We start from the raw sequence: 26643 nt of genomic DNA, 5'->3' as shown, positions 1-26643 counted from the left end.
GAGCAGGCTCGCTCCTACAGGGTCAGGTGCTGATCAGGCCTGGACGCTGAGGCCGTATTCGGCAGACGCATCCTGCAACCACAACCACCAGTAATCCGAGAAGCTGCGACGAATCAGCAGTTCCCAGGTGTCTTCGGCGGTGTGACGGATCACCAGTTGCGACTTGGCGAACACCGTGCCCACCGCCTTGCCCACCGGGAAGTTATTGGGGTGCACGTCGTAGCTGGTGGATTTCATCAGCACCTGGCGCACGTTCGGGCCGCTCAGTTCGAGGATCTGCTGCCCGCCGCTGACGTTGACGATCTGGATGTGCAGGTCGCCCAGTGCTTCACGCAGTTTTTTCTCGGCGGCGAATTCTTCACCGGTCGGCACGATCAGCAGCCATTCATCCGGCCCCATCCATTGCAGACTGGTTTCACCTTTGACGATGACGGTCAGCGCGGCCGGCAATTCGATGCCCAGGGCCTTGTGCACGCCGGCAGCGAACGCTGCGTCATGGCCATCGCCACGAATGGTCAGGTGACCGAGGAGTTTTTTCTCGCGCACGGTCACGCCGGCGTTCTTGCGACCCTTGCCCACCAGGCTGGCGAGGTCGGCGTGATGCAGCGACGACTCGGCCTTGGCCCCGGAGGTTGGGCGTTGTTGGTAAACATTGGCTGCGGTCATAAAGCACCTTTTCCTGAATTCTTGCATCTCACCTGTAGGAGCGAGCTTGCTCGCGATGGAGGTCAACGGTAACGCGTACTTTCTGGTTTAACGCGTTGCCCTCCCGTGCTTCGCGAGCAAGCTCGCTCCTACAGAGGTTGTGGTGTCAGATGTTCTGGCGCTCACCTTTCGGATCGAAGAACACCGAAGAAACGATTTCCGCCTCGATCACGCTGCCGTCCGCCAGTGGCGCGAACACACGCTCACCCATGCGGTTCAGGCCGCCCTTGACCACGCCCATGGCAAACGAATAGCCCAGGGAGTTGTGCGCGTAGCTGGAGGTCACGTGACCGACCATGGTCATCGGGATCGCCTGCTTGGTGTTGAACACCAGTTGCGCGCCTTCCGGCAGCCATTTGGTCGGATCGATCGGTTTGAGGCCGACCAGTTGCTTGCGTTGATCACGCACGCAGTCTTCGCGGTTCATGCCACGCCAGCCGATCCACGAGAACGGTTTGGTGCGACCCACGCACCAGCCCATGTTCAGGTCGTCCGGGGTCATCGAGCCGTCAGTGTCCTGACCGACGATGATGAAGCCCTTCTCGGCCCGCAGCACGTGCATGGTTTCGGTGCCATATGGCGTCAGGTTGTACTTCTTGCCGGCATCGACAATCTTTTCCAGCACACCCATCGCATAGTCGGCCTGCACGTTGACTTCGTACGACAACTCACCGGTAAACGAAATCCGGAACACCCGCGCTGGCACGCCGCCGACCAGACCTTCTTTCCAGGTCATGAACGGGAAGGCTTCGTTGCTCAGGTCGATGTCGGTGACTTCGCTGAGCAGCTTGCGGCTGTTCGGCCCGGACAGGGTCATGGTCGCCCAGTGGTCCGTCACGGAAGTGAAGTAAACCTTCAGATCTGGCCATTCGGTCTGCTGATAGATCTCCAGCCATTGCAGCACGCGTGCGGCGCCGCCCGTGGTGGTGGTCATCACAAAATGGTTGTCGGCCAGGCAGGCGGTCACGCCGTCGTCGAACACCATGCCGTCTTCTTTGCACATCAGGCCGTAGCGCGCCTTGCCCACATCGAGCTTGGTCCAGGCGTTGGTGTAGATGCGGTTGAGGAACTCACGCGCATCCGGGCCCTGGATGTCGATCTTGCCCAGGGTCGATGCGTCCAGCAGGCCGACGCTGTCGCGCACGGCTTTGCATTCACGCTTGACCGCGGCGTGCATGTCTTCACCGGATTTCGGGAAGTACCAAGGACGCTTCCACTGACCGACGTCTTCGAACTCGGCGCCATTTTTCAGGTGCCAGTGATGCAGCGCGGTGAACCGCACCGGCTCGAAGATGTGCCCACAGTGACGACCGGCCACGGCGCCGAAGGTTACCGGCGTGTAGTTCGGGCGGAACATGGTGGTGCCCATCTGCGGGATGGTCACGTTCAGCGAACGGGCGGCAATCGCCAGGCCGTTGACGTTACCGAGCTTGCCCTGATCGGTGCCGAAGCCCAGTGCGGTGTAGCGCTTGACGTGCTCGACCGACTCGAAGCCCTCGCGAGTCGCCAGTTCGATGGCGGCGGCGGTGACGTCGTTTTGCAGGTCGACGAATTGCTTCGGCGCCCGTGCGGTGTTCTTTTCGTGAGGCACCTGGAACAGCGCCAGGGTCGGCTCTTCCAGACGTGTCAGGGCTTTGGGCAGCGTCGCTTCGACCGGACCGAAACCGGCTTCGCTGGCCGCGCGCACGCCGCCTTCAAAACCATCGGCCAGGGAATCACCCAGGCCGTAGACGCCGTTGATGCCACCGACGCATACGCGTTTCTGCGGTGCTTCACCCGGCACGAAACCGAGGATGTCTTCACGCCAGATCGGCTTGCCGCCCAAGTGCGAAGCCAGGTGAACCACCGGGCTGTAGCCGCCGGAACTGGCGACCAAATCGCACTCGAGCCATTCGCCGGGGCTGGTGACCTTGTGTCCTTTGACATCGATCGCGGCTACGCGAGCGGCGGTCACGTGCTTGCTGCCACGGGCCTCGATCACGGCGCTGCCGGTGAGGATGCGGATGCCTTTGGCACGTGCTTCTTCCACCAGCGCCCCACGCGGGTTGCTGCGGGCATCGGCGACGGCCACGACTTGCAGGCCAGCGTCGAGCCAGTCGAGCGCCACACGGTAGGCGTGGTCGTTGTTGGTCGACAGCACCAGTTTTTTGCCCGGTGCCACGCCGTAACGGCGCACATAAGTCGAGACAGCACCGGCCAGCATGTTGCCCGGCACATCGTTGTTGCCGTAGACCAGCGGACGTTCGTGAGCGCCGGTGGCCAGCACGACACGCTTGGCGCGAACGCGGTGGATACGCTGACGCACCTGGCCAATCGGGGCGCGGTCGCCGAGGTGATCGGTGAGGCGCTCGTGAATGGTCAGGAAGTTGTGGTCGTGGTAGCCGTTGACCGTGGCGCGTGGCAACAGCAGCACGTCCGGGGTGTCCTTCAGCTCGGCGATGACGCTGGCGACCCATTCCACGGCAGGCTTGCCGTCGAGGCTTTCGCGGGAGTCGAGCAGGCTGCCGCCGAACTCTTCCTGCTCGTCGGCGAGGATTACCCGGGCGCCACTGCGTGCAGCCGCCAGTGCAGCGGCCAGACCCGCAGGGCCGGCGCCGACGATCAGCACGTCGCAGTGCTGGTTCATATAGTCGTAGGTGTCCGGATCGTTCTCGGTCGGCGAACGGCCAAGACCGGCGGCCTTACGAATGTACTTCTCGTAAGTCATCCAGAACGATTGCGGGTACATGAAGGTTTTGTAGTAGAAGCCCGGTGGCATCAGCTTGCCGCCGACCTTGCCGAGAATCCCCATCATGTCGTTGTTCACGCTTGGCCAGCCGTTGGTGCTGGTGGCGACCAGGCCTTGATACAGCGCTTGTTGCGTGGCGCGTACGTTCGGGATCTGCGTGGCTTCGGTGGCGCCGATCTGCAGCACCGCGTTCGGCTCTTCGGCACCGGCGGCGAAGATGCCGCGCGGACGGGAATATTTGAAGCTGCGACCGATGATGTCGACGCCGTTGGCCAGCAGTGCAGCGGCCAGGGAGTCGCCTTCGTAGCCTTTGTAGCTCTGGCCGTTGAAGGTGAACGTCAGGACTTTGTTGCGGTCGATCCGTCCGCCGCTGGACAGGCGATTGGTCTGGCTCATACCTTCTCTCCCAGAGCCGTGCTGGCCGCTTTCGGGCTATCGGTCTTGTCGGTGAATTGTGGCTTGGTGCCGATCTTGTAGGTTTCGAGAATCTCGTAGGTCACGGTGTCGCGGGTGGCGTTGAAGTACTGACGGCAACCGGCGGCGTGAATCCACAGTTCATGGTGCAGACCGCGAGGGTTGTCGCGGAAGAACATGTAGTCGCCCCACTCCTCGTCGGTGCAGCTGTTCGGATCCAGTGGACGCGGGATGTGCGCCTGGCCGGATGCGTGGAATTCCTCTTCGGAGCGCAGTTCGCCGCAGTGAGGACAGAAGATATGCAACATGGGGATTTCTCCTGTTAGTGGGCAACCGCAGCAGCGCCGTGTTCATCGATCAACGCACCGTTGTGGAAACGGTCGATGGAGAAAGGTGCGGCCAACGGGTGCATTTCACCCTTGGCCAGACTCGCGGCAAACACGTTGCCCGAGCCAGGTGTTGCCTTGAAGCCACCGGTGCCCCAACCGCAGTTGAAGAACATGTTCGGTACCGGGGTTTTCGAGATGATCGGGCAGGCATCCGGCGTGGTGTCGACGATGCCGCCCCACTGACGGTTCATGCGTACGCGCGACAGCACCGGGAACATTTCCACGATGGCCTGGATGGTGTGCTCGATCACCGGGTACGAACCACGCTGGCCGTAGCCGTTGTAGCCGTCGATACCGGCGCCGATCACCAGGTCGCCCTTGTCGGACTGGCTGATGTAACCGTGTACGGCGTTGGACATGATCACGCTGTCGATTATCGGCTTGATCGGCTCGGACACCAGCGCTTGCAGCGGGTGGGATTCGATCGGCAGACGGAAACCGGCCAGCTTGGCCATGTGCCCGGAGTTACCGGCGGTGACCACGCCGACGCGTTTGGCGCCGATGAAGCCCTTGTTGGTTTCGACACCGATGCACACGCCGTTTTCCTTGCGGAAACCGATCACTTCGGTCTGCTGGATCAAGTCCACGCCCAGTGCGTCGGCGGCACGGGCAAAGCCCCAGGCCACGGCATCGTGACGGGCCACGCCGCCGCGACGCTGGACGGTAGCGCCCATCACCGGGTAGCGGGTGTTCTTCGAGCAGTCGAGGTACGGAATCTCGTCGGCCACTTGCTTGGCATCGAGCAGTTCGCCGTCGACGCCGTTGAGGCGGTTGGCGCTGACCCGACGCTCGGAATCACGGATGTCCTGCAGGGTATGGCACAGGTTGTAGACGCCGCGTTGGGAGAACATCACGTTGTAGTTCAGGTCCTGGGACAGGCCTTCCCACAGTTTCATTGCGTGTTCGTACAGGTGCGCCGACTCGTCCCACAGGTAGTTGGAGCGAACGATGGTGGTGTTGCGCGCGGTGTTACCGCCGCCCAGCCAGCCTTTTTCGACCACGGCCACGTTGGTGATGCCGTGTTCCTTGGCCAGGTAGTAGGCGGTCGCCAGACCGTGCCCGCCACCGCCGACGATGACCACGTCGTAGACCTTTTTAGGGGTCGGCGTGCGCCACATCCGCTGCCAGTTTTCGTGGTGGCTGAGAGAGTGTTTGAAGAGGCCGAAGCCCGAGTAGCGTTGCATAGTCATTTACTCCAAAACCGCACTCAGCGATAAACCGGGAAGTCCGCGCACAGGGCTGCCACATGCTTGGCGACGTTGGCCTCGACATCGGCATCGCCGAGGTTGTCGAGGATGTCGCAGATCCAGCCGGCCAGTTCGGTGCATTGAGCGACCTTGAAGCCACGGGTCGTTACCGCCGGGGTGCCGATGCGCAGGCCGGAGGTCACGAACGGCGACTGCGGGTCGTTCGGGACAGCGTTCTTGTTCACGGTGATGTGGGCGCGACCGAGTGCTGCATCCGCGTCCTTGCCGGTGAGGCCCTGACGGATCAGGCTGACCAGGAACAGGTGGTTATCGGTGCCGCCGGACACTACATCGTAGCCGCGTTTGATAAATACGCCGGCCATGGCCTGGGCGTTGTCGATGACTTGTTGCTGGTAAGCCTTGAAGCCTGGCTCCAGCGCTTCCTTGAAGCACACTGCCTTGCCGGCGATCACGTGCATCAGCGGGCCGCCCTGGGCGCCGGGGAATACGGCGGCGTTGAGCTTTTTCTCGATTTCTTCGTTGGCCTTGGCCAGGATCAGGCCGCCCCGTGGACCGCGCAGGGTTTTGTGGGTGGTGGTGGTGACCACATCAGCGTACGGCAGCGGGTTCGGGTACAGACCGGCGGCGACCAGACCGGCCACGTGCGCCATGTCGACGAACAGCAGCGCACCGACCTTGTCGGCGATCTGACGGAAGCGCGGGAAGTCCAGGGTCTTGGAGTAGGCGGAGAAGCCGGCGACGATCATCTTCGGCTTGCACTCCACGGCCAGACGCTCAACTTCGTCGTAATCGATCAGCCCGGTCTTGGTGTCGATGCCGTACTGCACGGCGTTGTACAGCTTGCCCGAGGACGACACTTTGGCGCCGTGGGTCAGGTGACCGCCGTGGGCCAGGCTCATGCCGAGAATGGTATCGCCTGGCTGAATCAGCGCCAGGTACACGGCGCTGTTGGCCGAAGAGCCGGAATGCGGCTGGACGTTGGCATAGTCGGCGCCGAACAGTTGCTTGGCGCGCTCGATGGCCAGGGCTTCAACCTTGTCCACGTGCTCGCAGCCACCGTAGTAGCGCTTGCCCGGATAACCTTCGGCGTATTTGTTGGTCAGGCCGCTGCCCTGGGCCTGCATGACGCGTTTGCTGGTGTAGTTCTCTGACGCGATCAGCTCGATGTGATCTTCCTGACGTTGCTCCTCGGCATTCATCGCCGCCAGCAGTGCATCGTCGTAACCCTGGATCTGGTCTTGCTTGCTGAACATCGCGTCTCTCCCAGCGGCATCTATGCGCCATTCGTCTCGGTAAGGCACCGGTGTTTCGGCAGTGCCCTTTGATAGCGATGGTATGACCGGCGCAGACAGGCCAAATGCCTACGGACGCCACGTAAAGGTGCGTTTACGACATGGCGGGAAATGACTGGTCGGGCACTCTTCTCAAATCAGTGAGAAACCCTGTGGGAGCTGGCTTGCCAGCGATGATGGCGTCACATCCGGCATTGATATACCGCTATCGCTGGCAAACCAGCTCCCACAGGGTTATACGGCGATCTGGCGGACGAGTAGCAGCACAAGGAAATGCACCGGATACAGCGCATAAGCCCAACGCCGCATGGGGGGTGGTTTTACGCCCTTGGCATGTCGCAACAGGAACAGTCCGAGCCAGGGCGCAATCAGGCATGTGGCGATGGCCGGAATGGCCGCCGGGTTGCCCAATCGTGCGGCGTGATACAGCACTTGCCATTGATTGGCCGCCAGACAGATCAGCCCCGGCAACAGCGCGAAATACCAGGGACGACGGATCACCAGCAACATTGCCAGCGGCAACAGCACACCAAAGAAACCAAACATCAGTCGCGACCAGAAAACCGCCGCCAGCACCAGGGCGACGAGCGCCAACAGTCGCGCCTGACGCCCCTGCGCTTGCCAGCCCCGTGCCACCAGCAGGCCCAAGGCCAGGGTCGGCAAGACGTTCAAGGTGTCGGGATCGGGAATGTACATCCGGTAAGGGACTTCGCTCACCGCACTGAACAGCAACAACCAGCCCAGATAGCGCCATTGTCCCCCTGACTTCACGGCGGGCGCGCGCGCCAGATTGGCCGCCATCGCCAGACAAAACCACGGAAACGCCAGACGCCCCGGCACATACAAAAGATCGACCGAATAACCGACATAGCGCAGGTGATCGAGCACCATGCTCAAAAGCGCCAGCCACTTGAGCAGATCGAGCGCACCGTCGCGCGGCTTCAAGTGCTGCTGTGTCAAGAGCATCGCCACGTGCATAATTGGCCGGCATCCTTGTATTTTTCTGACAGTGACATCCCGTGTGCGCCCCGGACGATCTTCGGTAAAGTGCGCACCCTCATTGACCACGAGACGCTTCACCATAGGCGTCTCGACCACGGAAGCAGGCCATGACCGACAAGAGCCAACAATTCGCCAGCGACAACTACTCCGGCATTTGCCCTGAAGCCTGGGCTGCCATGGAGCAGGCCAACCATGGCCACCAGCGCGCATACGGCGACGACGAATGGACCGCCCGCGCGTCCGACGATTTCCGTAAACTGTTCGAAACCGACTGCGAAGTGTTTTTCGCCTTCAACGGCACTGCGGCCAACTCCCTGGCCTTGTCGTCGCTGTGCCAGAGTTACCACAGCGTGATCTGCTCGGAAACCGCCCACGTCGAAACCGACGAATGCGGCGCGCCGGAATTCTTCTCCAACGGCTCAAAACTGCTGATCGCCCGCACCGAAAACGGCAAGCTGACCCCGGAATCGATCCGCGAAGTCGCCCTCAAGCGCCAGGACATCCACTACCCGAAACCCCGCGTCGTGACCCTCACCCAGGCCACCGAAGTCGGTAGCGTCTACACCCCGGACGAAATCCGCGCCATCAGCGCCACCTGCAAGGAACTGGGCCTGAACCTGCACATGGACGGCGCGCGGTTCTCCAACGCCTGCGCGTTCCTCGGCTGCTCGCCAGCGGACCTGACCTGGAAGGCCGGCGTCGACGTGCTGTGCTTCGGCGGCACGAAAAACGGCATGGCCGTCGGCGAAGCGATTCTGTTCTTCAATCACAAGCTGGCCGAAGACTTCGACTACCGCTGCAAACAGGCCGGGCAACTGGCGTCGAAAATGCGTTTCCTCTCCGCGCCCTGGGTCGGGATCCTGGAAAACGACGCCTGGCTCAAATACGCCAACCACGCCAACCGCTGCGCGCAATTGCTGGCCGAGCTGGTCAGCGACATTCCTGGCGTGGAACTGATGTTCCCGGTGCAGGCCAACGGCGTGTTCCTGCAACTCTCGGAACCGGCCATCGCCGCGCTGACCGCCAAGGGCTGGCGCTTCTACACCTTCATCGGCAACGGCGGTGCACGCTTCATGTGCTCATGGGACACCGAAGAAGAACGCGTGCGGGAATTGGCCAGGGACATCCGTGAAGTGATGTCGCACTAAAAACCCAGGTTTGCACTGCCCCCCTGTGGGAGCGAACTCGCTCGCGATGAGGCCAGCCCATCCAACAATGATGTCAGCTGACACACCGCCATCGCGAGCAAGCCCGCTCCCACAAAAGCCGCACCCCATCGCCCTCATCATTCGCACCTGAAGACTTCGTCTACATTGTTTGTCGAGCCCATCCGCTCTCATAACAATAACCAGGAGCGCACGCATGTCCCTTCAAGGCAAAACGCTGTTCATTACCGGTGCCAGTCGCGGGATTGGTCGGGAGATCGCGCTTCGGGCCGCACGCGATGGCGCAAACATTGTGATTGCCGCCAAAAGCGCCGAACCGCACCCCAAGCTGCCCGGCACCATCTACAGCGTGGCCAAGGAAGTCGAAGCCGCGGGTGGCCAGGCGCTGGCCTTGCAAGTGGATGTGCGCGATGAAGTCGCCGTGCATCAAGCACTGGCCCAGGCCAACCAACATTTCGGCGGCATCGATGCATTGGTCAACAACGCCGGGGCGATCAAGTTGACCGGGGTGCAACACATCGAACTCAAGCGCTTCGACCTCATGCATCAGATCAACACCCGCGCCGTGCTGCTGTGCAGCCAGGCCGCCCTGCCCTACCTGAAGAAATCCGCCGGGCACATCCTCAACCTGTCGCCACCCCTGAACCTGGCGACCCAATGGTTCGCCCAATACAGCCCGTATACCGTGACCAAGTACGGCATGAGCATGCTGACGCTGGGCATGAGCGAAGAATTCAAAAACTACGGGATCAGCGTCAACTCGCTGTGGCCACAGACGATGATTGCCACCGCCGCCATCGAGTTTCAGCTGGGCTCACGGGAGTCGTTCAAGCACGCCAGGACTCCCGCGATCATGGCCGATGCCGCCCACGTGATTCTCGGCAGCGCGAATCGCAGCCTGACCGGGCGGCTGCTGATTGATGAGCAGATACTGCGAGAGAACGGCGTGACCGAGTTCGACCACTATCGATTCGCACCCGACAGCAACGACAAGCTGATGCCGGACCTCTTTATCGACTGAACGCGTTAAACACCGATCCTGCCCATCGGGATCGGTGCCTGCTTGCACGCATTGATACCATTGAGTTTTTTCGGAAACGGACTACATAAACGCTTCAATCCATCGTCGTAAACTGCCTCCTTGTCTACAAGGAGTGTTACTCATGGCGAACCCCGGCTACATGACCATCACCGGAAAGATTCAAGGACTCATCTCCGCCGGCTGCTCAAGCCCGGCGTCCATCGGGAACAAGTTTCAGGCTGAGCACACCGATGAAATCATGCTGCTGTCTTTCAACCACAACATGTCCAATATCGGGAACATCAATAAATCCACACACAGCCCGATCATCATCACCAAAGCCATCGATAAATCCTCACCGCTACTGGCCCAGGCACTCTCAAAGAGAGAAGAAATCGAATGCACCCTTCGTTTCTATCGCGTGTCTGCCTCCGGTCAAAAGGAAAAGTTTTATTCCGTTTCGATCAGTGGCGGCGTCATTGTTGACCTGACGTTTGAAGTGCCTCACGCGATTATGCAAAACGATGCAGAACCTCAGGAACATCTCGCCATCCGTTACCGTGATATCGCCTGGACCCACCACACAGCAGGCACCAGCGGCTACAGCTCGTGGGGCGAAGAGGGATGAACCCCAACCGTTACGACATCTGGGACGTCAACGGCGCCGCAGAAAAACTGATCGCGCAGGCCCACACCCTCAGTACACGCCACCTGTCCCATGGCATGGCACGTGTGCAGTTCAATCAGGAAGTCGCCTGGTACGCCAAGCGCATTGCCGACGATGTCGCTCAAGGTCGAAAAACCCCGGAACAAGGCATACAGGCGTTGCTGCGAGAGCAGCGTGACCTGCTCATCCAATCGCAAGTTGTCACGCGCAAAGGCCCGCACGCGATCGTCGATTCGATTGAAAGAATGCCAACTTCAAGGCTCACGCAACCAGGATTGAAACCGGACTCCGAGCGTTTACTGAGGCATGTTCACGCGCAAAATCTCAAAACGAATGCCGCCAACACAACCAACTCATTCGAGGCTGCCCCTTCGCCGCCCCCAGTCCCCGACTTGAAATTCTTCCCCAGCGAGCGCTGGCCAGCGCCCATCCCGGAGCCCGAGCAACCGGGCTTCTACATCGTCCCCAAAAGCACGACCGCTGAAAAACTGGAGGCCCAGCTGTTCAGCTCCGCCTCCCCCGCCGTCATCGCCAAATTCAAAACCCTGAATCCGAATCTGGATCAAGTAAAAGCCGGGTCGATGATTGTGCTGAGTGATCCGAATAATCAGCAATGTACTTATGAGGAAGCGTTGTTGATGCAGGCCGCCAGTACGGTAAATAAGGCGCTGGAACCACTCAGCCCGGAAGAAGCGGACTTTATGGCTCAGCACTATAACGACATAGCTTTCTACGTCGGAAAAGGGTCACTCGGGGTCGGAGCTGGCTTGGCCATGTTTGGCAAGCATTTGGACGACGTTGGAATAATTCTTCGCGAAATAGAGGCCTTGCACACGCGGACATTTCAAGCCGAAGGCAGGCTGAAAAAAAGCCCCGAATTTTATGCCGAACGTAAGCGCCTACTTACTAAGCTGGACGCGCAACTCACTAGACTGACCAGAAAGAGCATCGGGTTCCCCGATCACCCCAACCTGAAAATAGCTTTGGGCATTTCGAACAAAAGCCTTGTACATCGCTGGAGAAAAGCCGGTGCGGCTGGGCAAATTCCAGGCTATGCCACCCATATTGAAGGAATCTCAAAAGCGTCCCAGTACGTTAAGTATGGCGGATGGATCGGCACCGCCGTGGGCGGCGGGGCTTCAGCTATTAAGGTCCAAGGAGTGTGCGCAGAAGGCAACGTAGAAGCCTGCAAAAAGGTGAAATTTACCGAAGCCGGAAGTTTTGCAGGCGGTTTTGTGGTCGGAGGTGCCGCTGGTTCACTTTTAGCCGGTTCTGCTGGCGCGGCTATTTGTATTGCACTCGGGGCGCCAACGGCTGGGGCGGGAACTCTTTTATGCGGCGTTGTCCTGGTCGGAGTTGGCTCTTTTATAGGTGGACTTGGTGGAGAAAAAATTGGCGAAGCATTGGGAGAACGTATCTACGAGGCAAATAAATGAGTTTAACCACGGCTGACAAAATCTTTTTGTGTGTCGGTCTAATTGATATCGGCGGTCTTTTGGTCTGGCTTGGCGTTGCGCTGCATCTTGCCTACACGAAAATGGACATAATGTTAATCCATTTGAAAAACTCTCCTGCAGTAACAATCCGAGTCCCCTTTAAAAGCGGTGGCCCGTGGGGGAAATTATTTTTACTTGGCGGAATAATGAGCGCCGTAACTACACCTGGGATTTATCTGCGCGACGGAGGGGTAAACATTGAGGAAATCAGGAATTTTCCGACTCACCTTAAACGCAAGTTAGTTATTTTACAGTGGGCCGGCTGGGTACTTCTTACGTTAATGTTCGGCCTCTGGGCAGTAGTCACACTCGACCTAGTCTAAACGTATCTTAAGAGTCGAAAATAGTGAGACTTTCGGTGATTTCCAATCGTGGTGGCCGGGTTGATAGTGGTAACTGAGCTAGAAGTTATCTAAATGAGCCGCTGCCTGATATCACATTTACACGACTGACATCCTACGCAAGGACTGTTATACCGACCACAGAAACAAAAATATGAATCGCTGGTGGCGCTACAACCTCCGCCACCTTAATTGGCTCAGCCTTCGGCTGGGTCTGCGCTGGATTGAGCGTACCAACTGGCGGGGCGGGAACTCTTATATGCAGTCTTATTGTGGTCGGGGTAGGGTGTTTTGCTGGAGGGCTTATAGGCAGGATAGGCGGAGAAATCGCAGGGGAAATAATTTATGAGAATACAAAATGAGTAACACTCAATTGGTTGTTGGCTATTTGTGCGCCATAGTGATTACATCCATGTTTGTTTGGATTGGAGTAGCGCTGCATATGGCCTACACCAAATTAGATGTGATGTTGGCACATCTCAAAAACTGTTCCGCAGTAACAAATCGCGCACCGCAGAAAAACGCAGGTCCATTTGGAAAGTTTTTGTTGGTGGGTGGTATTTCCGGAATAGTCACCTTTCCAGGAATCTACCTTAAACATGGCGGTGTCGACATAGAGGATTTACGTAATTTCCCGCCTTGCCTAAAACGGAAATTGTCAATTTTACAATGGGCAGCATGGGGACTCTTTACAACTCTCGCAGCACTTGTTGCGATTGGAAAGTCTGGCTTATTTTTTTAAACCCAACCCACTCAACTAGAAATATTATTAAAACGCAAACTTACGACCTACTTCTCATCTGTGACGGCGTGACTGAGCTTGATCGCTGAATTTGAATTAATACAATTCGACCGTACTATTTTAAGGAGCACCGCATGAGAACTACAGATCCCAATTCTTCAATACCAAAGCCACCCCCGAAAGACACTGCCAGCTTTCATGCTCCGAACATCCATCCCAAACAAGCACGTGCAAGTAAAAACCGAAAAAAAGCAAAAACCCACCTCCCCATCAATAAATACAGCGACAAAATGTCACCCAAAGCACAGACCATATACGTATTAATTTTTACTTCGATCGCATTCACTCTCATCGCAATTGCAATACGCGCCCTTCACAACCAGAAAATCGCCATCCCTTTTCTCAGCCGAAAAGTACCCTGGCACGAGTTCACAGGATTAAGTTTAATTTTTCCGGTATCCATACTGATTTTATTCGCGACATGCCTTCTATCACTCGCGATACTGACTGCAAACTACAACATCAAATTCGATTTACGAGCTTATAAAAAGATATGCATTTACAGCTTCATCATTGGAGTATTCCTGCATTGGCTATCTCTTTTTTTCGGCGTTAGCCTTGAATAACCAATGCGGCATAATTATCGACAGCCGATCTCCCCCACGGCAGATCGGTTATTTCGCAGCTCCCCATCAAAACTCGATCCGCACATCCCCCTTCGGCACGCTGCAGCACGACAAGATAAACCCGTCGGCTTCGTCTTCCTCGGTGATCCCGCCGTTGTGCTCCATCTCCACTTCACCGCCCAGTTTCAGCACCTTGCATGTCCCGCAGATGCCCATGCCACAGGCTTTCGGGATCATCAGGCCGACTTTCGCGGCAGCGGCGTGAACGGTCTCGCCCGGTGCCACACGAATGCTCTTGCCGGAGGCAGTGAATTCCACTTCATGCAGATCGGCCGCGTCGACTTCCGGTGCATCGGCGGCCTGCTCGGCTTGTTCCACTGCATCGGCGCGGGCTTCCGGTGGTGTCGCGCCGAACGATTCCTCGTGATAGCGCTTCATGTCGAAGCCGGCGTTTTCCAGCAGGCGCTTGACCGCGTTCATGTACGGCGTCGGGCCGCAGCAGAACACTTCGCGCTCGAGGAAGTCCGGCGCCATCAGTTCCAGCATCTTGTGGTTCAGGTAACCGCGATAACCGGCCCACGGTTCGCCCAGGCCGTGTTTCTCGCAAATCAGGTGCAGGCTGAAGTTGTCGATCCGCGACGCCATGTGCTCCAGCTCGCGGTGGTAAATGATGTCCTTGGGCGAGCGGGCGCTGTGGATAAACGTCATGTCGACATTGCCGTTGGTGTCGTAGAACCAGCGCGCCATGGACATGCACGGGGTGATCCCCACGCCGCCGCTGAGGTACAGCACTTTCGGGCTCGGGAAGTCGATGGCGTTGAACAGCCCGACCGGCCCGTGCACCGCCAGCTCCTGGCCTTCGTGCAGGGTGTCGTGCAACCAGTTCGAGACCTTGCCGCCCGGCACGCGCTTGATGGTCACCGAAAAGCTGTAGGGCACCGATGGCGAGCTGGAAATGGTGTACGAACGCATGATCGGCTGGCCTTCGATTTCCAGCTCCAGGGTGACAAACTGCCCCGGCTTGAAGAAGAACATGATCGGCTGATCGGCCATGAAGCAAAAGGTGCGCACATCCCAGGTTTCCTGGATGACTTTGACGCAACGGACGATGTGCCGACCATTGGCCCAGGTCTGGGTGGTTACCGGGTTCAGGAAGTTGTTGGACATGCTGATCTCCACGGCCGACTGTCGGCCTTCATGTTGGCGATTCTGCGTATAGCGCGAACCACCCATTTACCTATCTGCGACATTCACATGCTCATCGCGACCAGCCCCCAACTACCGGGGCTTGCGCGTCGGGAACAGATTGCACCATGTCGCCCATGGATAAGGTTCTGGCCAGCGCCGGCCCCACACTCGCCCCATACCAAGACACAACTTTTACACCTTGCGTAGCAAACCCGAGCAGTACACCTGATTAGCCACTTTCGCCGGCCACGCAGATGGCCTTGAGGATTAAACGATGGACGTCACTACTACCCTGAGCCTGGGCGATCCGCTGGAACCCGCACGCAAGGCCACCGCCCAGATGCTGCAAGAGCGCGAGCGCACGTTCTCGCTGCCGCAGCCGTTTTACTCTGACGATCGCCTGTTTGATATCGACATGCAGGAAATCTTTCAGAAAGAGTGGCTGATCGCCGGCATGACCTGCGAGATCCCGAGCAAGGGCAACTACCTGACGCTGCAAGTGGGCAAGAACCCGATCATCGTGATCCGTGGTGCAGAAGGCGTCGTGCACGCGTTCCATAACGTCTGCCGTCACCGTGGCTCGCGCCTGTGCACCAGCGACAAGGGCAAGGTCGCCAAACTGGTTTGCCATTACCACCAGTGGACCTACGAACTCGACGGTCGCCTGCTGTTCGCCGGCACCGAGATGGGCGCCGATTTCGACATGAATCAGTACGGCCTCAAGCCGGTGAACGTGAAAACCGCGGGCGGCTACATCTTCATCAGCCTGTCGGATAATCCGCCGGCCATCGATGACTTCCTGTCGACGCTCAACCACTACATGGAACCGTACGACATGGAAAACACCAAGGTGGCGGTGCAAACCACCTTGATGGAAAAAGCCAACTGGAAACTGGTGCTGGAAAACAACCGCGAGTGCTACCACTGCAACGCGTCGCACCCGGAACTGCTGAAAACCCTGCTGGAATGGGACGACGTCACCGACCCGCGCGCCGACCAGGCCTTCAAGGACCACGTCGCCGCCTCCGCCGCCGCTTGGGAAGCCGAGAAGATCCCTTACGCCCACGCCAGCTTCGGCCTGCGTAATCGCATCGTACGCATGCCGCTGCTCAAGGGCACCGTGTCGATGACCATGGACGGCAAGCAAGGCTGCGCCAAGCTCATGGGCCGCATCAAGAACCCGGACCTGGGCTCGATGCGCATCCTGCACCTGCCGCACTCGTGGAACCACTGCATGGGCGACCACATCATCGTGTTCACCGTGTGGCCGATCAGCGCCCAGGAAACCATGGTCACCACCAAGTGGATCGTGCACAAGGATGCCGTCGAAGGCGTGGACTACGACGTGGAGCGCATGCGCAAGGTCTGGGACGCCACCAACGACCAGGACCGTCGCCTGGCCGAAGAGAACCAGCGCGGCATCAATTCCACCGCTTATCAGCCTGGGCCGTACTCCAAGACTTATGAATTTGGCGTGGTGAACTTCGTGGATTGGTACAGCGAGCGGATGCTGAACAATCTGGGGGCCGAGCCTGCGCCGTACCTCAAAGGCGTCCCTGTCCAAGGCTAACGCCATCGCCCACTGTAGGAGCGAGCCTGCTCGCGAAGAACCCGAGCACGCCGCGGGGCATCTGGCTTAACGCATTACCGTTCACGACCATCGCGAGCAGGCTCGCTCCTACAGGGGCCTGTTCGCGACGTTTTACGCCCGCCATTACCCTCTTCCATATAGAACTGTACGAAATATGATCTATTTCGTTCGGCGCTATACGGTGCGCGCCTCTCAGCCTTTCGCGAACAAGTTATCCACATCTCCACCCACAGCAAATGGGGACAACTGTGGACAAGCGCATAACTTTCTCCACAGAAACCGAAGAAAATCCGTGACTTATCCGGAACCACGGTTTCCTGATGAGCTTGATCACTTTTTAACCAAACCTTTGAAAGCCACGTAGTACATGGCCTGTAGCGGATGGCAAACACCTTATCCACAGAAGCGCCAACAGACTTTGGGGGCAACTTCCGAGCCTCTGTGGAAAACCGCTGAAAGCCTTGTAGTTTCTGCATTTGCGGGAGGTGGAATGGATAAAAACGGTCATTCGATCAATTTTTGATCAGACACCTGAAAGGCTCGGTTTATAAGGCCTGTAGCGCTAAGCGAACATCTTATCCACAGAAGCGCCAACAGAGATCGGGGACAAGTTTTGTTTCTCGCTCACACTTATCCTCAGAAAACTCTCGAGAAAACCATGGCTTAGGCTGATTGTTTTTTGATCTACGGGCTGAACGGCTTTACTTTCAGGGGCTGCAGCAAGGGGTGAACATGTTATCCACAGAAGCGCTAACAGAGTTTGTGGAGAACCAGGCAGGCTTTATCCACACAAGTGCCCTGATCATGTTCTGTGGCGTCTTGCGGGCGGAATATTCTTTTCAGGTAATGACCACTTTGTACCGCCCCTGGCAGCTCTCCCAGGGGCGATGCGAAGTCGTGATGGCCGCTAAGGCCGGTACATCAAATAGGCTTCGCCCGTGACCCGGATCATCGGATGCGGCGTGATCTGGCAGGTATCGACAATACGGAAGCCGTGGCGCTCGTAGAAGCGCCGGGCACCGGTGTTGGCGGCGTAGTCGATCAGGCTCAGGCCGTTAAGCCCGAGACGATTGGCACGGTCGTAGGCGTAAGCGAGAAATTGCTTGCCCAGGCCCTGGTTTCGCCAGCCCTCGTGCAGCGCCAGGCTGGAAATGTAAAGGGTGTCGGGGATTTCCATCGTGGCGTACGGCGCCAGCACCGGATCGGTCACTGGCGCCGCGAACGGGTCGTAACGCATCACGTAGCTGTGCAGCATGCCGATGACCTTCCCGTCGGCCTCGGCGATCAGGCAATTCTGGTAGGAAAAATCCACATCTTCACGGGCATAACGGATGGCTCCAACGTCCAACAGATCCTGCCCGGGCTCTGCTATCTGGCTCCAGATGTAATCCGAAGCGCCTTCCGAGGAAATCTGGAACAGACGCGCAATCTCGCGCGCATCCGCGCGTACCGCCGAACGAAACTCAACCGACATTGATTAAAACTCCACAGATCATCGAGCGCCCGTTGTAAGTGGGCGCTCACGGCGCAGCAATGCGCCTCAGGGATGGGTGTTTTTCCGGGTATTGCGGCTAGAGGCTGGGTGGTGTCAGCGCACCACGCCCTCTTCGATCAGCAGCTTGAGAATCGCTTCAGCCCCCGCCTGCGCCGTGACGCCCTTGAGCACTTGCCCACCGCCGCCGCTGGCCTTGGCCGTTGCGGCTTTCATGCGGTCGGCACCGCTCTTGGCCTTGATGACTTTCAGGCGCTTGGGTCGTGGCTTGGCCGGTTGCAGGTTCGCCACCGCCAACAGCTCATCGTCAACGACTTCCACTTCATCGGCCTGCAACACCCCACGCCGGGCCGGGCCGTAGGCGCTTTGCCGTGGCTTGGGCGCAGCGTTATCCACAGTCGCCAGGAACGGCAGGCGAACCTTCAAGCGACGGCGCTGGCCACGGGGCAAGGCTTGCAGCACCAACGCCGAGCTGCCATCGATGGACTCGACCTGCACCAGCCCCACCACCAGCGGCCAGCCAAGGCTTTCAGCCAGCAGGAACGGCAACATGCCCGAACCTTCGCCGGTTTCAGCCTGGCTGCCAGTCAACACCACCTGAGCGCCGGCATCGCGCAAATACGCGGTCAGCGCCGGCAGCGCATCCGCGCCCTCGGGTTGTTCCAGGACATGCAATTGCTCCAGCCCCATGCCCAGATAAGCGCGCAACGCAGGCTCGGCGACATCGCCGGCATGCAGCACCTGCAAGTTATCCCCAGCCAACTGCAGACCCAGTTCCACGGCACGTGCATCCTGTTCGGCGCGACGTGGCCGGCCGGACGTCGGGTGGGCGCCGATGGACACCAGGCTGATGATTTTCGTGCTCATAACCCTTTCCTTCCCTTAAGCCGCATCGCGCTTGGCGTCGTTGCGGTAGGCCTCTACCGCCGCGATCAAGGCTTGAAGAATCTCGGCGCTTTCGCCGATCACCGACAGGTCGGCCCGTTTGATCATGTCGCAGCCGGGATCGAGGTTGATCGCCACCACCTTGTCGCAGGCACCGATGCCTTGCAGGTGCTGGATCGCCCCGGAAATCCCCACCGCCACATAGACCCGCGCAGTGACCCAGGTACCCGACGCGCCGACCTGGCGGTCGCGGGCCATGAAACCGTCGTCCACGGCAACCCGGGACGCGCCTTCGGTGGCACCCAAGGCTTCGGCGGTCCTGTGGAAAAGTCCCCAGTCCTTGACGCCGTTGCCGCCGGAGAAGATGAACTCCGCTTCGGCCATCGGAATCGCCGCCGGATCCACCGCCACGGCCCCCAGATCCTCGATCCGCGACAGGCTGCGCGGAACTGCTGTGGATAACTCCACCGGCAGGGCTTCATGACGGGTTTCGCTAACCGGTTCGGCGCATTCGGCAGCCGCCAGGATCAGCCGTGCGAGCGGCCGCGCAAGGTCTTGCAAACCGGCACCGGCGCGACCAATACACTGCTGATCCTTGACCTGCCAGACCCGCGTGGCCGGGCGTTCGCCCAGCGTCGCGGCAAACCGGCGACCGAGCTCGCCACCACCGGTACGACTGTCAGGCAACAACCAGTGACGCGGACTGAACTGGTTATCCACAGCCCGCAGGCCCTGCACCCGTTGTTCCGGTGCATAACCGCTGAATTCATCGCCCTCGAGTACCAACAGGCGATCGACGCCAGCGGTGGCAAAGGCGCTTTCTTTATGTTCGCCAAAGACCACGGCCAGCACCGCGCCGTCCTTGCCCGCCAGTTGATGGGCCAGGCCCAGGAGGTCGCGGTCGTGACTGCTCAAGCGGCCACCGACCATGTCCGGCACGACGCTGATGTAGAACGCCGGTGCAGGCACTTGATGCAATGGCAACTGCACTTCAACGGCGGCGGTACGCTTGGTTGTACCCCCCTGTTGAGCGCCGCTGCGATCGATACGCTTGATGCCGTTGGGCCCGATAAAACCGATGCCATGGAGATTCTTGCGGATGACGCCATTGGGCCCCATCCAGCTGTGTTGTGCCGGCTGCATCGCTGCGTGCAGTGGATGCAGACGGTTACGGGCGATCCATTCGGCGCGGGGGTCGCGGCGGATTATGTCGCTCATTAATGCACCTCCGCAGGTTCACGTTTGGCCGGAGTCGTCGACTTGGCCGCTTCGTCTTCAAGCAGGGCGTCGGCCACCAGTTCGGCGATGTCCTTGATCAATGGCCGGGGTTCGACCACCCCTTCGAGCATCGCCGTGCACTGTGGACAACCCACGGCCACCAGTTCGGCGCCGGTCTCGCGGATGTCTTCCATGCGCATGTCGGGAATCCGTTGCTTGCCCGGAATGTCGGTGATCGGCGCTCCGCCGCCACCGCCGCAGCAGCGCGAGCGGAAACCGGAACGTTGCATTTCCTTGACTTCGATCCCGAGCGCCCGCAGCACCTCGCGCGGCGCCTCGTATTCGCCGTTGTAGCGACCGAGGTAGCACGGGTCGTGATAGGTCACGCTGTCGCCCTTGTGCTGACCGAGGTTCAGCGCACCGGCCTGGATGATTTCCGCCATGTAGGTGCTGTGGTGCAGCACCAGGTAGTGGCCGTCGAAGGCGCCGTACTCGTTTTTCAACACATGGAAGCTGTGCGGGTCGCAGGTGACGATGCGGTTGAAGCGGTATTTGGCCAGGGTCTGGATGTTGCGTTTGGCCAGCAACTGGAAGGTCGCTTCATCGCCCAGGCGTCGGGCCACGTCGCCGCTGTCGCGTTCTTCGAGGCCCAGCACGGCGAAGTCGACCTTGGCCGCTTTCAGCACTTTGACGAACGCGCGCAGGGTGCGCTGGTTGCGCATGTCGAAGGCACCATCGCCAACCCAGAACAGCACGTCGGTGGATTTCTTTTCGCTGAGCAGAGTGAGGTTCAAGTCCGCCGCCCAGTTCATCCGCCCGCCCGGCGCAAAGCCGCCCGGGTTGTCGGTGGCGATCAGGTTTTCCAGGACTTCGGCGCCCTTGTTCGGGGTCGCGCCTTTTTCCAGGGTCAGGTGACGGCGCATGTCGACGATCGCATCGACGTGCTCGATCATCATCGGGCACTCCTCGACGCAGGCGCGGCAAGTGGTGCATGACCAAAGGGTCTCGGCATCCACCAGACCATTGACGATCGGCTGATGGGGATTGCCGGCGTGTTCGCCGATGGCTTTGCCCGGATACGGGCTGCCGGCGAAGTTGGCATCGGTGCCGCCCGCCAGGCCAACGACCATGTCCTGAATCAGCTTTTTCGGGTTCAGCGGTTGGCCGGCGGCGAAGGCCGGGCACGCCGCTTCGCACTTACCGCACTGCACGCAAGCGTCGAAACCGAGCAATTGGTTCCAGGTGAAATCCTTGGGTTTTTCCACGCCCAGCGGTGCCGACAGGTCGGTCAGGTCCAGCGGTTTCAAGCCCGTGGAGCGACCGCCACCAAAACGCTCGGCACGACGGTGCCAGGCCAGGTGCAGGGCACCGGCGAAGGCGTGCTTCATCGGCCCGCCCCAGGTCATGCCGAAGAACAGCTCCGATACGCCCCACAGCACGCCGATGCCGAGGATCGTCGCCAACAGCCAGCCGCCGAAGTGCTCCGGAACAATGCCCGCCACGGGCAGGGTCACCAGGAAAAACGACGCCGAGAACGCCAGCAGGCTTTTCGGCAGGCGCATCCACGGGCCTTTGGACAAACGGCTCGGCGGGTTGCGTCGACGCAGGTAAACGAAGATCGCACCGACGAACATCACCGCCGACATCAGCAGCAGTGCGTACCCGAGGATGCGGTTATGCAGGCCGAAACCGTGCACCAGAATCGCCAGCACGATGGACGCCACCGCACCACCGGCCGTGGCCACGTGGGTGTTGGCAATGTATTTGTCCCGCGCCACCACGTGGTGCAGGTCGACCATGTAACGCTTGGGCATGGCGAACAGGCCGCCGATCAGGTCGACCTTCGAGGCCCGGCCCCGGCGCCACATGGACACCCGCCGCAACGCGCCCAGAACCGCAAGGCCCAGGGCAGCGAACAACAGGATTGGAAGAAGGGTGTTCAACATGGTGAAGCTCCCAAAGACCTCGGGCTTAACTACCTGGATGCTTTGCTCGACCCCCTGTAGGAGCGAGCTTGCTCGCGATGGTCGTTAACGATGACGCGCGCGGTCTGAAAGAACGCGGCGCCTTCAAATTCATCGCGAGCAGGCTCGCTCCTACAAGGTTATCCACAAGCCGTTAGAAATCCTTGCACAACCGCAACGCGTCGTAGATCGCCGCGTGCACGTTACGCTGGGCCACGCAGTCGCCGATGCGGAACAGCAAATAGCCGTCGCCGCTCTGCTCCAGGCAAGGTTGCGGCTTGATCGCGAACAAGGCTTCGACGTCGATCTGGCCTTTGTTGCGCGAGCCTTCCTTCAGCGCGTAGTAGATTTCTTCGTCCGGGCGCACGCCGTTTTCCACGACCACCTGGTCCACCACCCGCTCCTCTTTGGCGCCGGTGTATTCGTTTTCCAGTACCGCCACCAGCTTGTCGCCTTCGCGGTAGACCTTCTCCAGCATCATGTCGCCGGTCATGATCACTTCTTTCGGGTACATGCTGCGGTAGTACGTCGGGAACGACGTACCGCCAATCGCCACGCCCGGCTTGATGTCGTCGGTGACGATCTCGACCTGGCTGCCCTTGTCGGCGAGGAAGTCCGCCGTGGACATGCCGGTGAATTCACAGATGGTGTCGTAGACCAGCACGTTCTTGCCCGGTGCCACCTTGCCATCGAGGATGTCCCAGCTGCTGACCACCAGGCCTTCAGTCGCGCCCCAATGCTCGTTCTGCTCCAGGAACGGATGACCGCCGACCGCCAGCACCACCACGTCCGGGCGCAAGTCCATGATGGTTGGCGCATCGGCCGCAGTCCCCAGGCGCAGGTCGACTTTCAACCGTGCCAGCTCCAGCTGATACCAGCGGGTGATACCGGCGATCTGGTCCCGTTGCGGCGCTTTCGAGGCCGTGGTGATTTGCCCGCCGATGAATTCTTTCTTCTCGAACAAGGTCACGTCGTGGCCACGTTCTGCGGCCACACGCGCCGCTTCCATCCCCGCAGGACCGGCACCGACCACCACCACTTTGCGTTTCACGCCGGTGGTTTTCTCGATGATGTGCGGCACGCCCATGTATTCACGGGAGGTGGCCGCGTTCTGGATGCACAGCACATCCAGGCCTTGGTACTGACGGTCGATGCAGTAGTTGGCGCCGACGCATTGTTTGATCTGGTCGATCTGGCCCATCTTGATCTTGGCGATCAGGTGCGGGTCCGCGATGTGGGCGCGGGTCATGCCGACCATGTCGACGTAACCGCCCTCCAGAATGCGGGTGGCCTGGTTCGGGTCCTTGATGTTCTGCGCGTGCAGCACCGGAACCTTGACCACTTCCTTGATACCGGCGGCCAGGTGCAGGAACGGCTCCGGTGGATAACTCATGTTCGGAATCACGTTGGCCAGGGTGTTGTGAGTGTCACAACCCGAACCCACGACGCCGATGAAATCCAGCATGCCGGTGTCGTCGTAATACTTGGCGATCTGCTTCATGTCCTCGTGGGACAGGCCATCCGGGTGGAACTCGTCACCACAGATACGCATGCCCACGCAGAAATCGTCACCGACCTCGGCACGCACCGCTTTCAACACTTCCAGGCCGAACTTCATGCGGCCTTCGAAGGTGCCGCCCCATTCGTCGGTACGCTTGTTGACCCGTGGGCTCCAGAACTGGTCGATCATGTGCTGGTGCACGGCCGACAGCTCGACACCGTCCAGGCCACCGGCCTTGGCGCGGCGCGCGGCTTGAGCGTAGTTACCGATAACCCGCCAGATCTCCTCCGGCTCGATGGTTTTGCAGGTGGCACGGTGTACCGGCTCGCGTATGCCCGACGGCGACATCAGCGTCGGCCAGTTGAAGCCGTCCCAACGGGAACGACGGCCCATGTGGGTAATCTGGATCATGATCTTGGCGCCGTGCTTGTGCATGGCGTCGGCCAGATTCTGGAAGTGCGGAATGATGCGGTCGGTGGACAGGTTTACCGAGCTCCACCATTCCTGCGGGCTGTCGATGGCCACCACGGACGAACCGCCGCAGATCGCCAGGCCGATCCCGCCCTTGGCCTTCTCTTCGTAATACTTGACGTACCGGTCGGTGGTCATGCCGCCGTCGGTGGCATAGACCTCGGCGTGCGCGGTGCTGAGCACGCGGTTGCGGATGGTCAGTTTGCCGATCTGGATCGGCTGGAACATTGCTTCGAAAGCCATGGCGGGTTCCTCGACTTACAACGGCTTGACGGTGAACAAACCGTCTTCGTGGCCCTCTTCGGAACCACCGTAGACTTGTTCGGCGACGGTGCGGATCTTGCTGCCGCGTGCGGCGAGGATCTGGTCCATCGCACCGGCAAACCAGCCAGTGAACATGTAGTCGACCTTGCGCCCGACCTTGCCGTAGACGTAGACGAACGCCGAGTGTTCGAGCTTGACGCTGGCAGTGCCTTTGTCGAGGTCGATGTCCTGGATCTTGAACAGGCCCCAGCCGCGCTGCGACAGACGCTTCATGTAGTGCTCGAACACCGCGACGCCTTCCAGGCCGTGGCATTCAGCTTCTTTCTCGCACCAGTGCCAGGCGGACTTGTAGCCAGCCTTGTAGAGGATCTCGGCGTAGGCTTCGGCGCCCAGCACTTCCTCGATGCCCATGTGGTTGTTGACGAAGAAATGGCGCGGCACGTACAGCATCGGCAGGGCGTCGGACGTCCAGACACCGGTCTCGCTGTCGACTTCGATAGGCAATTGCGGGGCGATCTTGGCCATGGAAACTTAACTCCAGAAAAATTTTGGTGTTGCCTGCGGCGCGGATGGCCGCAGGTAAGGATTCAGAAGTGCGGCGGCTTATTCGCCCCAAACATCTCTTAAGACGTTCACCCAGTTCTCGCCCATGATCTTGCGCACCACACGCTCGGAGTGGCCGCGCTTGAGCAGGGTCTCGGTCAGGTTCGGGAACTCGCCCACGGTACGGATGCCCAGCGGGTTGATGATCTTGCCGAAGCTGGTCAGGCGGCGGGCGTAGCCCTTGTCGTGGGTCAGGTATTCGAAGAAGTCCTGGCCATGGCCCTGGGTAAAGTCGGTGCCGATGCCGATGGCGTCTTCGCCGACGATGTTCATGGTGTATTCGATGGCTTCGGCGTAGTCGTCGATGGTCGAATCGATGCCCTTGGCCAGGAACGGCGCGAACATGGTCACGCCGACGAAACCGCCGTGGTCGGCGATAAACTTCAGTTCTTCATCGGACTTGTTGCGCGGGTGAATCTTCAGGCCCGACGGCAGGCAGTGGGAATAGCAGACCGGCTTCTTGGATTCGAGGATGACTTCTTCGGAAGTCTTGGAGCCGACGTGGGACAGGTCGCACATCACGCCAACGCGGTTCATCTCGGCGACGATTTCACGACCGAAGCCCGACAGGCCGCCGTCACGCTCGTAGCAACCGGTGCCCACCAGGTTCTGGGTGTTGTAGCACATCTGCACGATACCGACGCCGAGCTGCTTGAACACTTCGACATAGCCGATCTGGTCTTCAAAGGCGTGGGCGTTCTGGAAACCGAAGAGGATGCCGGTCTTGCCCTGTTCCTTGGCCTTGCGGATATCGGCGGTGGTACGCACCGGAATCACCAGGTCGCTGTTCTCGCGGATCAGTTTCTGGCTGGCGGCGATGTTGTTGACGGTGGCCTGGAAGCCCTCCCATACCGAAACGGTGCAGTTGGCAGCGGTCAGACCGCCCTTGCGCATGTCTTCGAACAGTTCGCGGTTCCACTTGGCAATAATCAGCCCGTCGATAACGATGCTGTCGGCGTGCAATTCGGCTGGGCTCATCAGGCTGTCCCCTTGTTGGCGATTCATGCGCCGAATCGTCTGCCGGCGCTTTGGGGCCAGCATATGCCTCGGTGCCTTGGCAGCCGGGTGCAAAAACGACAGGGGAATTGCCGAAAGCGTCAATCCGCGACAAAGGGTCGTCGCCAGGCGCAATCTGCTACCTGTTCAAGGCCTTCCGCTTGGGCCAGAATTCGCCGCATCTCTTGAGGCTTTACTGGAAGCTTTACTGGAATAAGGGGCGGCAACGTAATGAAATCCATCATCCTGGCTTTGGCGCTGATTGCGACCGGCGTACACGCGGCGGAGGAATCCGACGACAACCCTTGCGACAAAGTCGAAAACGACGTCCAGACCCTGGAATGCTCGGCTTACAGCAAATCCACCGCCGAAGATCTGCTGAGCGAAAACCTCAAAAGCCTGAACGAGCGCATGCAGTCGCTCTACGGCAAGAACCCGTCGCAACTGAGCGACATCACCGCCAGGATCAAGACCGCCCAGCAGCAGTGGACGAAGACCCGCGACGCCGACTGCGCCGTCGAAGCCTTCCCGGCCACCGCCGGCAGCAAGGCCTTCACCATTGCGCAAAATGATTGCGTGGCGCGGATGAGTGACGAGCGGTCGGAGTTTTTGGAGTCGATTGGGCAGGAGTAATCCCTGGTTAGCCGTCGAAAGCTGGAACCAACTCCAGCTT

The 26643-nt window shown here is 59.6% G+C and carries 23 protein-coding genes; 9 read left to right on the top strand and 14 right to left on the bottom strand.

The features are described 5' to 3' along the window. Positions 1–33 precede the first annotated feature (33 nt). The 6 genes from AC1Q6D_RS02305 to AC1Q6D_RS02280 form a co-directional block, all read right to left on the bottom strand. Positions 34–666 (bottom strand): sarcosine oxidase subunit gamma, encoded by a 633-nt coding sequence (locus tag AC1Q6D_RS02305; RefSeq protein ID WP_047534306.1) that lies wholly within the window; start codon positions 664–666, stop codon positions 34–36. Between the two features lie 145 nt (positions 667–811). After that, positions 812–3829 (bottom strand): sarcosine oxidase subunit alpha, encoded by a 3018-nt coding sequence (locus AC1Q6D_RS02300; RefSeq protein WP_103404162.1) that lies wholly within the window; start codon positions 3827–3829, stop codon positions 812–814. Further along, on the bottom strand, positions 3826–4155 hold the full coding sequence (locus AC1Q6D_RS02295) for a sarcosine oxidase subunit delta (RefSeq protein WP_047534309.1): 330 nt from the start codon (positions 4153–4155) through the stop codon (positions 3826–3828). Before AC1Q6D_RS02295 ends, AC1Q6D_RS02300 begins: the two co-directional genes overlap by 4 nt. Before the next feature lie 14 nt (positions 4156–4169). Continuing rightward, positions 4170–5420 carry a sarcosine oxidase subunit beta gene (locus tag AC1Q6D_RS02290; RefSeq protein ID WP_007980419.1) on the bottom strand — a complete coding sequence of 417 codons (1251 nt, stop codon included), beginning with the start codon at positions 5418–5420 and terminating at the stop codon, positions 4170–4172. Between the two features lie 23 nt (positions 5421–5443). Continuing rightward, the gene (glyA, locus tag AC1Q6D_RS02285; protein ID WP_090466695.1) at positions 5444–6697 is read right to left on the bottom strand and encodes a serine hydroxymethyltransferase; all 1254 of its coding nucleotides are present in this window, start codon (positions 6695–6697) and stop codon (positions 5444–5446) included. Positions 6698–6970: 273 nt separating this feature from the next. Further along, entirely contained in the window at positions 6971–7714 is a 744-nt protein-coding gene (locus tag AC1Q6D_RS02280) for a TraX family protein (RefSeq protein ID WP_256590222.1), read from the bottom strand. A 131-nt stretch (positions 7715–7845) separates the two neighbouring features. Between AC1Q6D_RS02280 and AC1Q6D_RS02275 the strand changes: the two genes are divergently transcribed. The 7 genes from AC1Q6D_RS02275 (at position 7846) to AC1Q6D_RS02245 (ending at position 13797) form a co-directional block, all read left to right on the top strand. After that, the gene (locus AC1Q6D_RS02275) at positions 7846–8886 is read left to right on the top strand and encodes a threonine aldolase family protein (protein ID WP_047534314.1); all 1041 of its coding nucleotides are present in this window, start codon (positions 7846–7848) and stop codon (positions 8884–8886) included. Positions 8887–9100: 214 nt separating this feature from the next. After that, complete coding sequence (locus tag AC1Q6D_RS02270; protein WP_103404164.1) at positions 9101–9925, top strand: SDR family oxidoreductase; 825 nt, start codon at positions 9101–9103, stop codon at positions 9923–9925. Positions 9926–10067: 142 nt separating this feature from the next. Next, complete coding sequence (locus tag AC1Q6D_RS02265; protein WP_103404165.1) at positions 10068–10553, top strand: Hcp family type VI secretion system effector; 486 nt, start codon at positions 10068–10070, stop codon at positions 10551–10553. Then, positions 10550–12028: a hypothetical protein gene (locus AC1Q6D_RS02260; protein WP_103404166.1), complete on the top strand. Its 1479-nt coding sequence runs from the start codon at positions 10550–10552 to the stop codon at positions 12026–12028. Before AC1Q6D_RS02265 ends, AC1Q6D_RS02260 begins: the two co-directional genes overlap by 4 nt. Then, complete coding sequence (locus AC1Q6D_RS02255) at positions 12025–12411, top strand: hypothetical protein (RefSeq protein WP_103404167.1); 387 nt, start codon at positions 12025–12027, stop codon at positions 12409–12411. The genes AC1Q6D_RS02260 and AC1Q6D_RS02255 overlap by 4 nt, the downstream gene beginning before the upstream one ends. Positions 12412–12787: 376 nt before the next feature. Further along, positions 12788–13171, top strand: coding sequence for a hypothetical protein (locus AC1Q6D_RS02250; protein ID WP_103404168.1), 384 nt, complete (start codon positions 12788–12790; stop codon positions 13169–13171). A 134-nt stretch (positions 13172–13305) separates the two neighbouring features. Next, positions 13306–13797 carry a hypothetical protein gene (locus AC1Q6D_RS02245; protein ID WP_103404169.1) on the top strand — a complete coding sequence of 164 codons (492 nt, stop codon included), beginning with the start codon at positions 13306–13308 and terminating at the stop codon, positions 13795–13797. Positions 13798–13863: 66 nt separating this feature from the next. Here AC1Q6D_RS02245 and gbcB read toward each other — a convergent pair whose 3' ends face one another. Next, positions 13864–14964 carry a glycine betaine monooxygenase reductase subunit gene (gene gbcB, locus AC1Q6D_RS02240; RefSeq protein WP_103404170.1) on the bottom strand — a complete coding sequence of 367 codons (1101 nt, stop codon included), beginning with the start codon at positions 14962–14964 and terminating at the stop codon, positions 13864–13866. Between the two features lie 295 nt (positions 14965–15259). On the opposite strand from gbcB, the gene gbca reads away from it, so the two are divergent. Further along, positions 15260–16555, top strand: coding sequence for a glycine betaine monooxygenase oxygenase subunit (gene gbca, locus AC1Q6D_RS02235; RefSeq protein WP_103404172.1), 1296 nt, complete (start codon positions 15260–15262; stop codon positions 16553–16555). Between the two features lie 928 nt (positions 16556–17483). Here gbca and AC1Q6D_RS02230 read toward each other — a convergent pair. The 7 genes from AC1Q6D_RS02230 to AC1Q6D_RS02200 form a co-directional block, all read right to left on the bottom strand. Continuing rightward, complete coding sequence (locus AC1Q6D_RS02230) at positions 17484–18050, bottom strand: GNAT family N-acetyltransferase (protein ID WP_103404173.1); 567 nt, start codon at positions 18048–18050, stop codon at positions 17484–17486. Between the two features lie 114 nt (positions 18051–18164). Next, complete coding sequence (gene etfB, locus AC1Q6D_RS02225; protein WP_103404174.1) at positions 18165–18935, bottom strand: electron transfer flavoprotein subunit beta; 771 nt, start codon at positions 18933–18935, stop codon at positions 18165–18167. 15 nt (positions 18936–18950) lie between these two features. After that, complete coding sequence (gene etfA / locus AC1Q6D_RS02220) at positions 18951–20171, bottom strand: electron transfer flavoprotein subunit alpha (RefSeq protein ID WP_103404175.1); 1221 nt, start codon at positions 20169–20171, stop codon at positions 18951–18953. After that, positions 20171–22117, bottom strand: a complete 1947-nt coding sequence (dgcB, locus tag AC1Q6D_RS02215) for a dimethylglycine demethylation protein DgcB (RefSeq protein WP_103404176.1) — start codon at positions 22115–22117, stop codon at positions 20171–20173. Before dgcB ends, etfA begins: the two co-directional genes overlap by 1 nt. Before the next feature lie 172 nt (positions 22118–22289). After that, on the bottom strand, positions 22290–24350 hold the full coding sequence (gene dgcA / locus AC1Q6D_RS02210) for a dimethylglycine demethylation protein DgcA (protein WP_103404177.1): 2061 nt from the start codon (positions 24348–24350) through the stop codon (positions 22290–22292). Positions 24351–24365: 15 nt separating this feature from the next. Beyond that, a complete protein-coding gene (locus AC1Q6D_RS02205; protein WP_008048169.1) occupies positions 24366–24896 on the bottom strand; it encodes a DUF5943 domain-containing protein in 531 nt (176 codons plus the stop codon). 78 nt (positions 24897–24974) lie between these two features. Then, positions 24975–25952: a dipeptidase gene (locus AC1Q6D_RS02200; RefSeq protein WP_103404191.1), complete on the bottom strand. Its 978-nt coding sequence runs from the start codon at positions 25950–25952 to the stop codon at positions 24975–24977. 249 nt (positions 25953–26201) lie between these two features. On the opposite strand from AC1Q6D_RS02200, the gene AC1Q6D_RS02195 reads away from it, so the two are divergent. Further along, on the top strand, positions 26202–26603 hold the full coding sequence (locus tag AC1Q6D_RS02195) for a lysozyme inhibitor LprI family protein (protein ID WP_103404179.1): 402 nt from the start codon (positions 26202–26204) through the stop codon (positions 26601–26603). The last annotated feature ends 40 nt before the right edge of the window (positions 26604–26643 follow it).

It is taken from the genome of Pseudomonas sp. MT92 (assembly GCF_058792515.1).
Note: the sequence above shows the minus strand (reverse complement) of the source record. Positions and strands in the feature narration are given on the sequence as shown.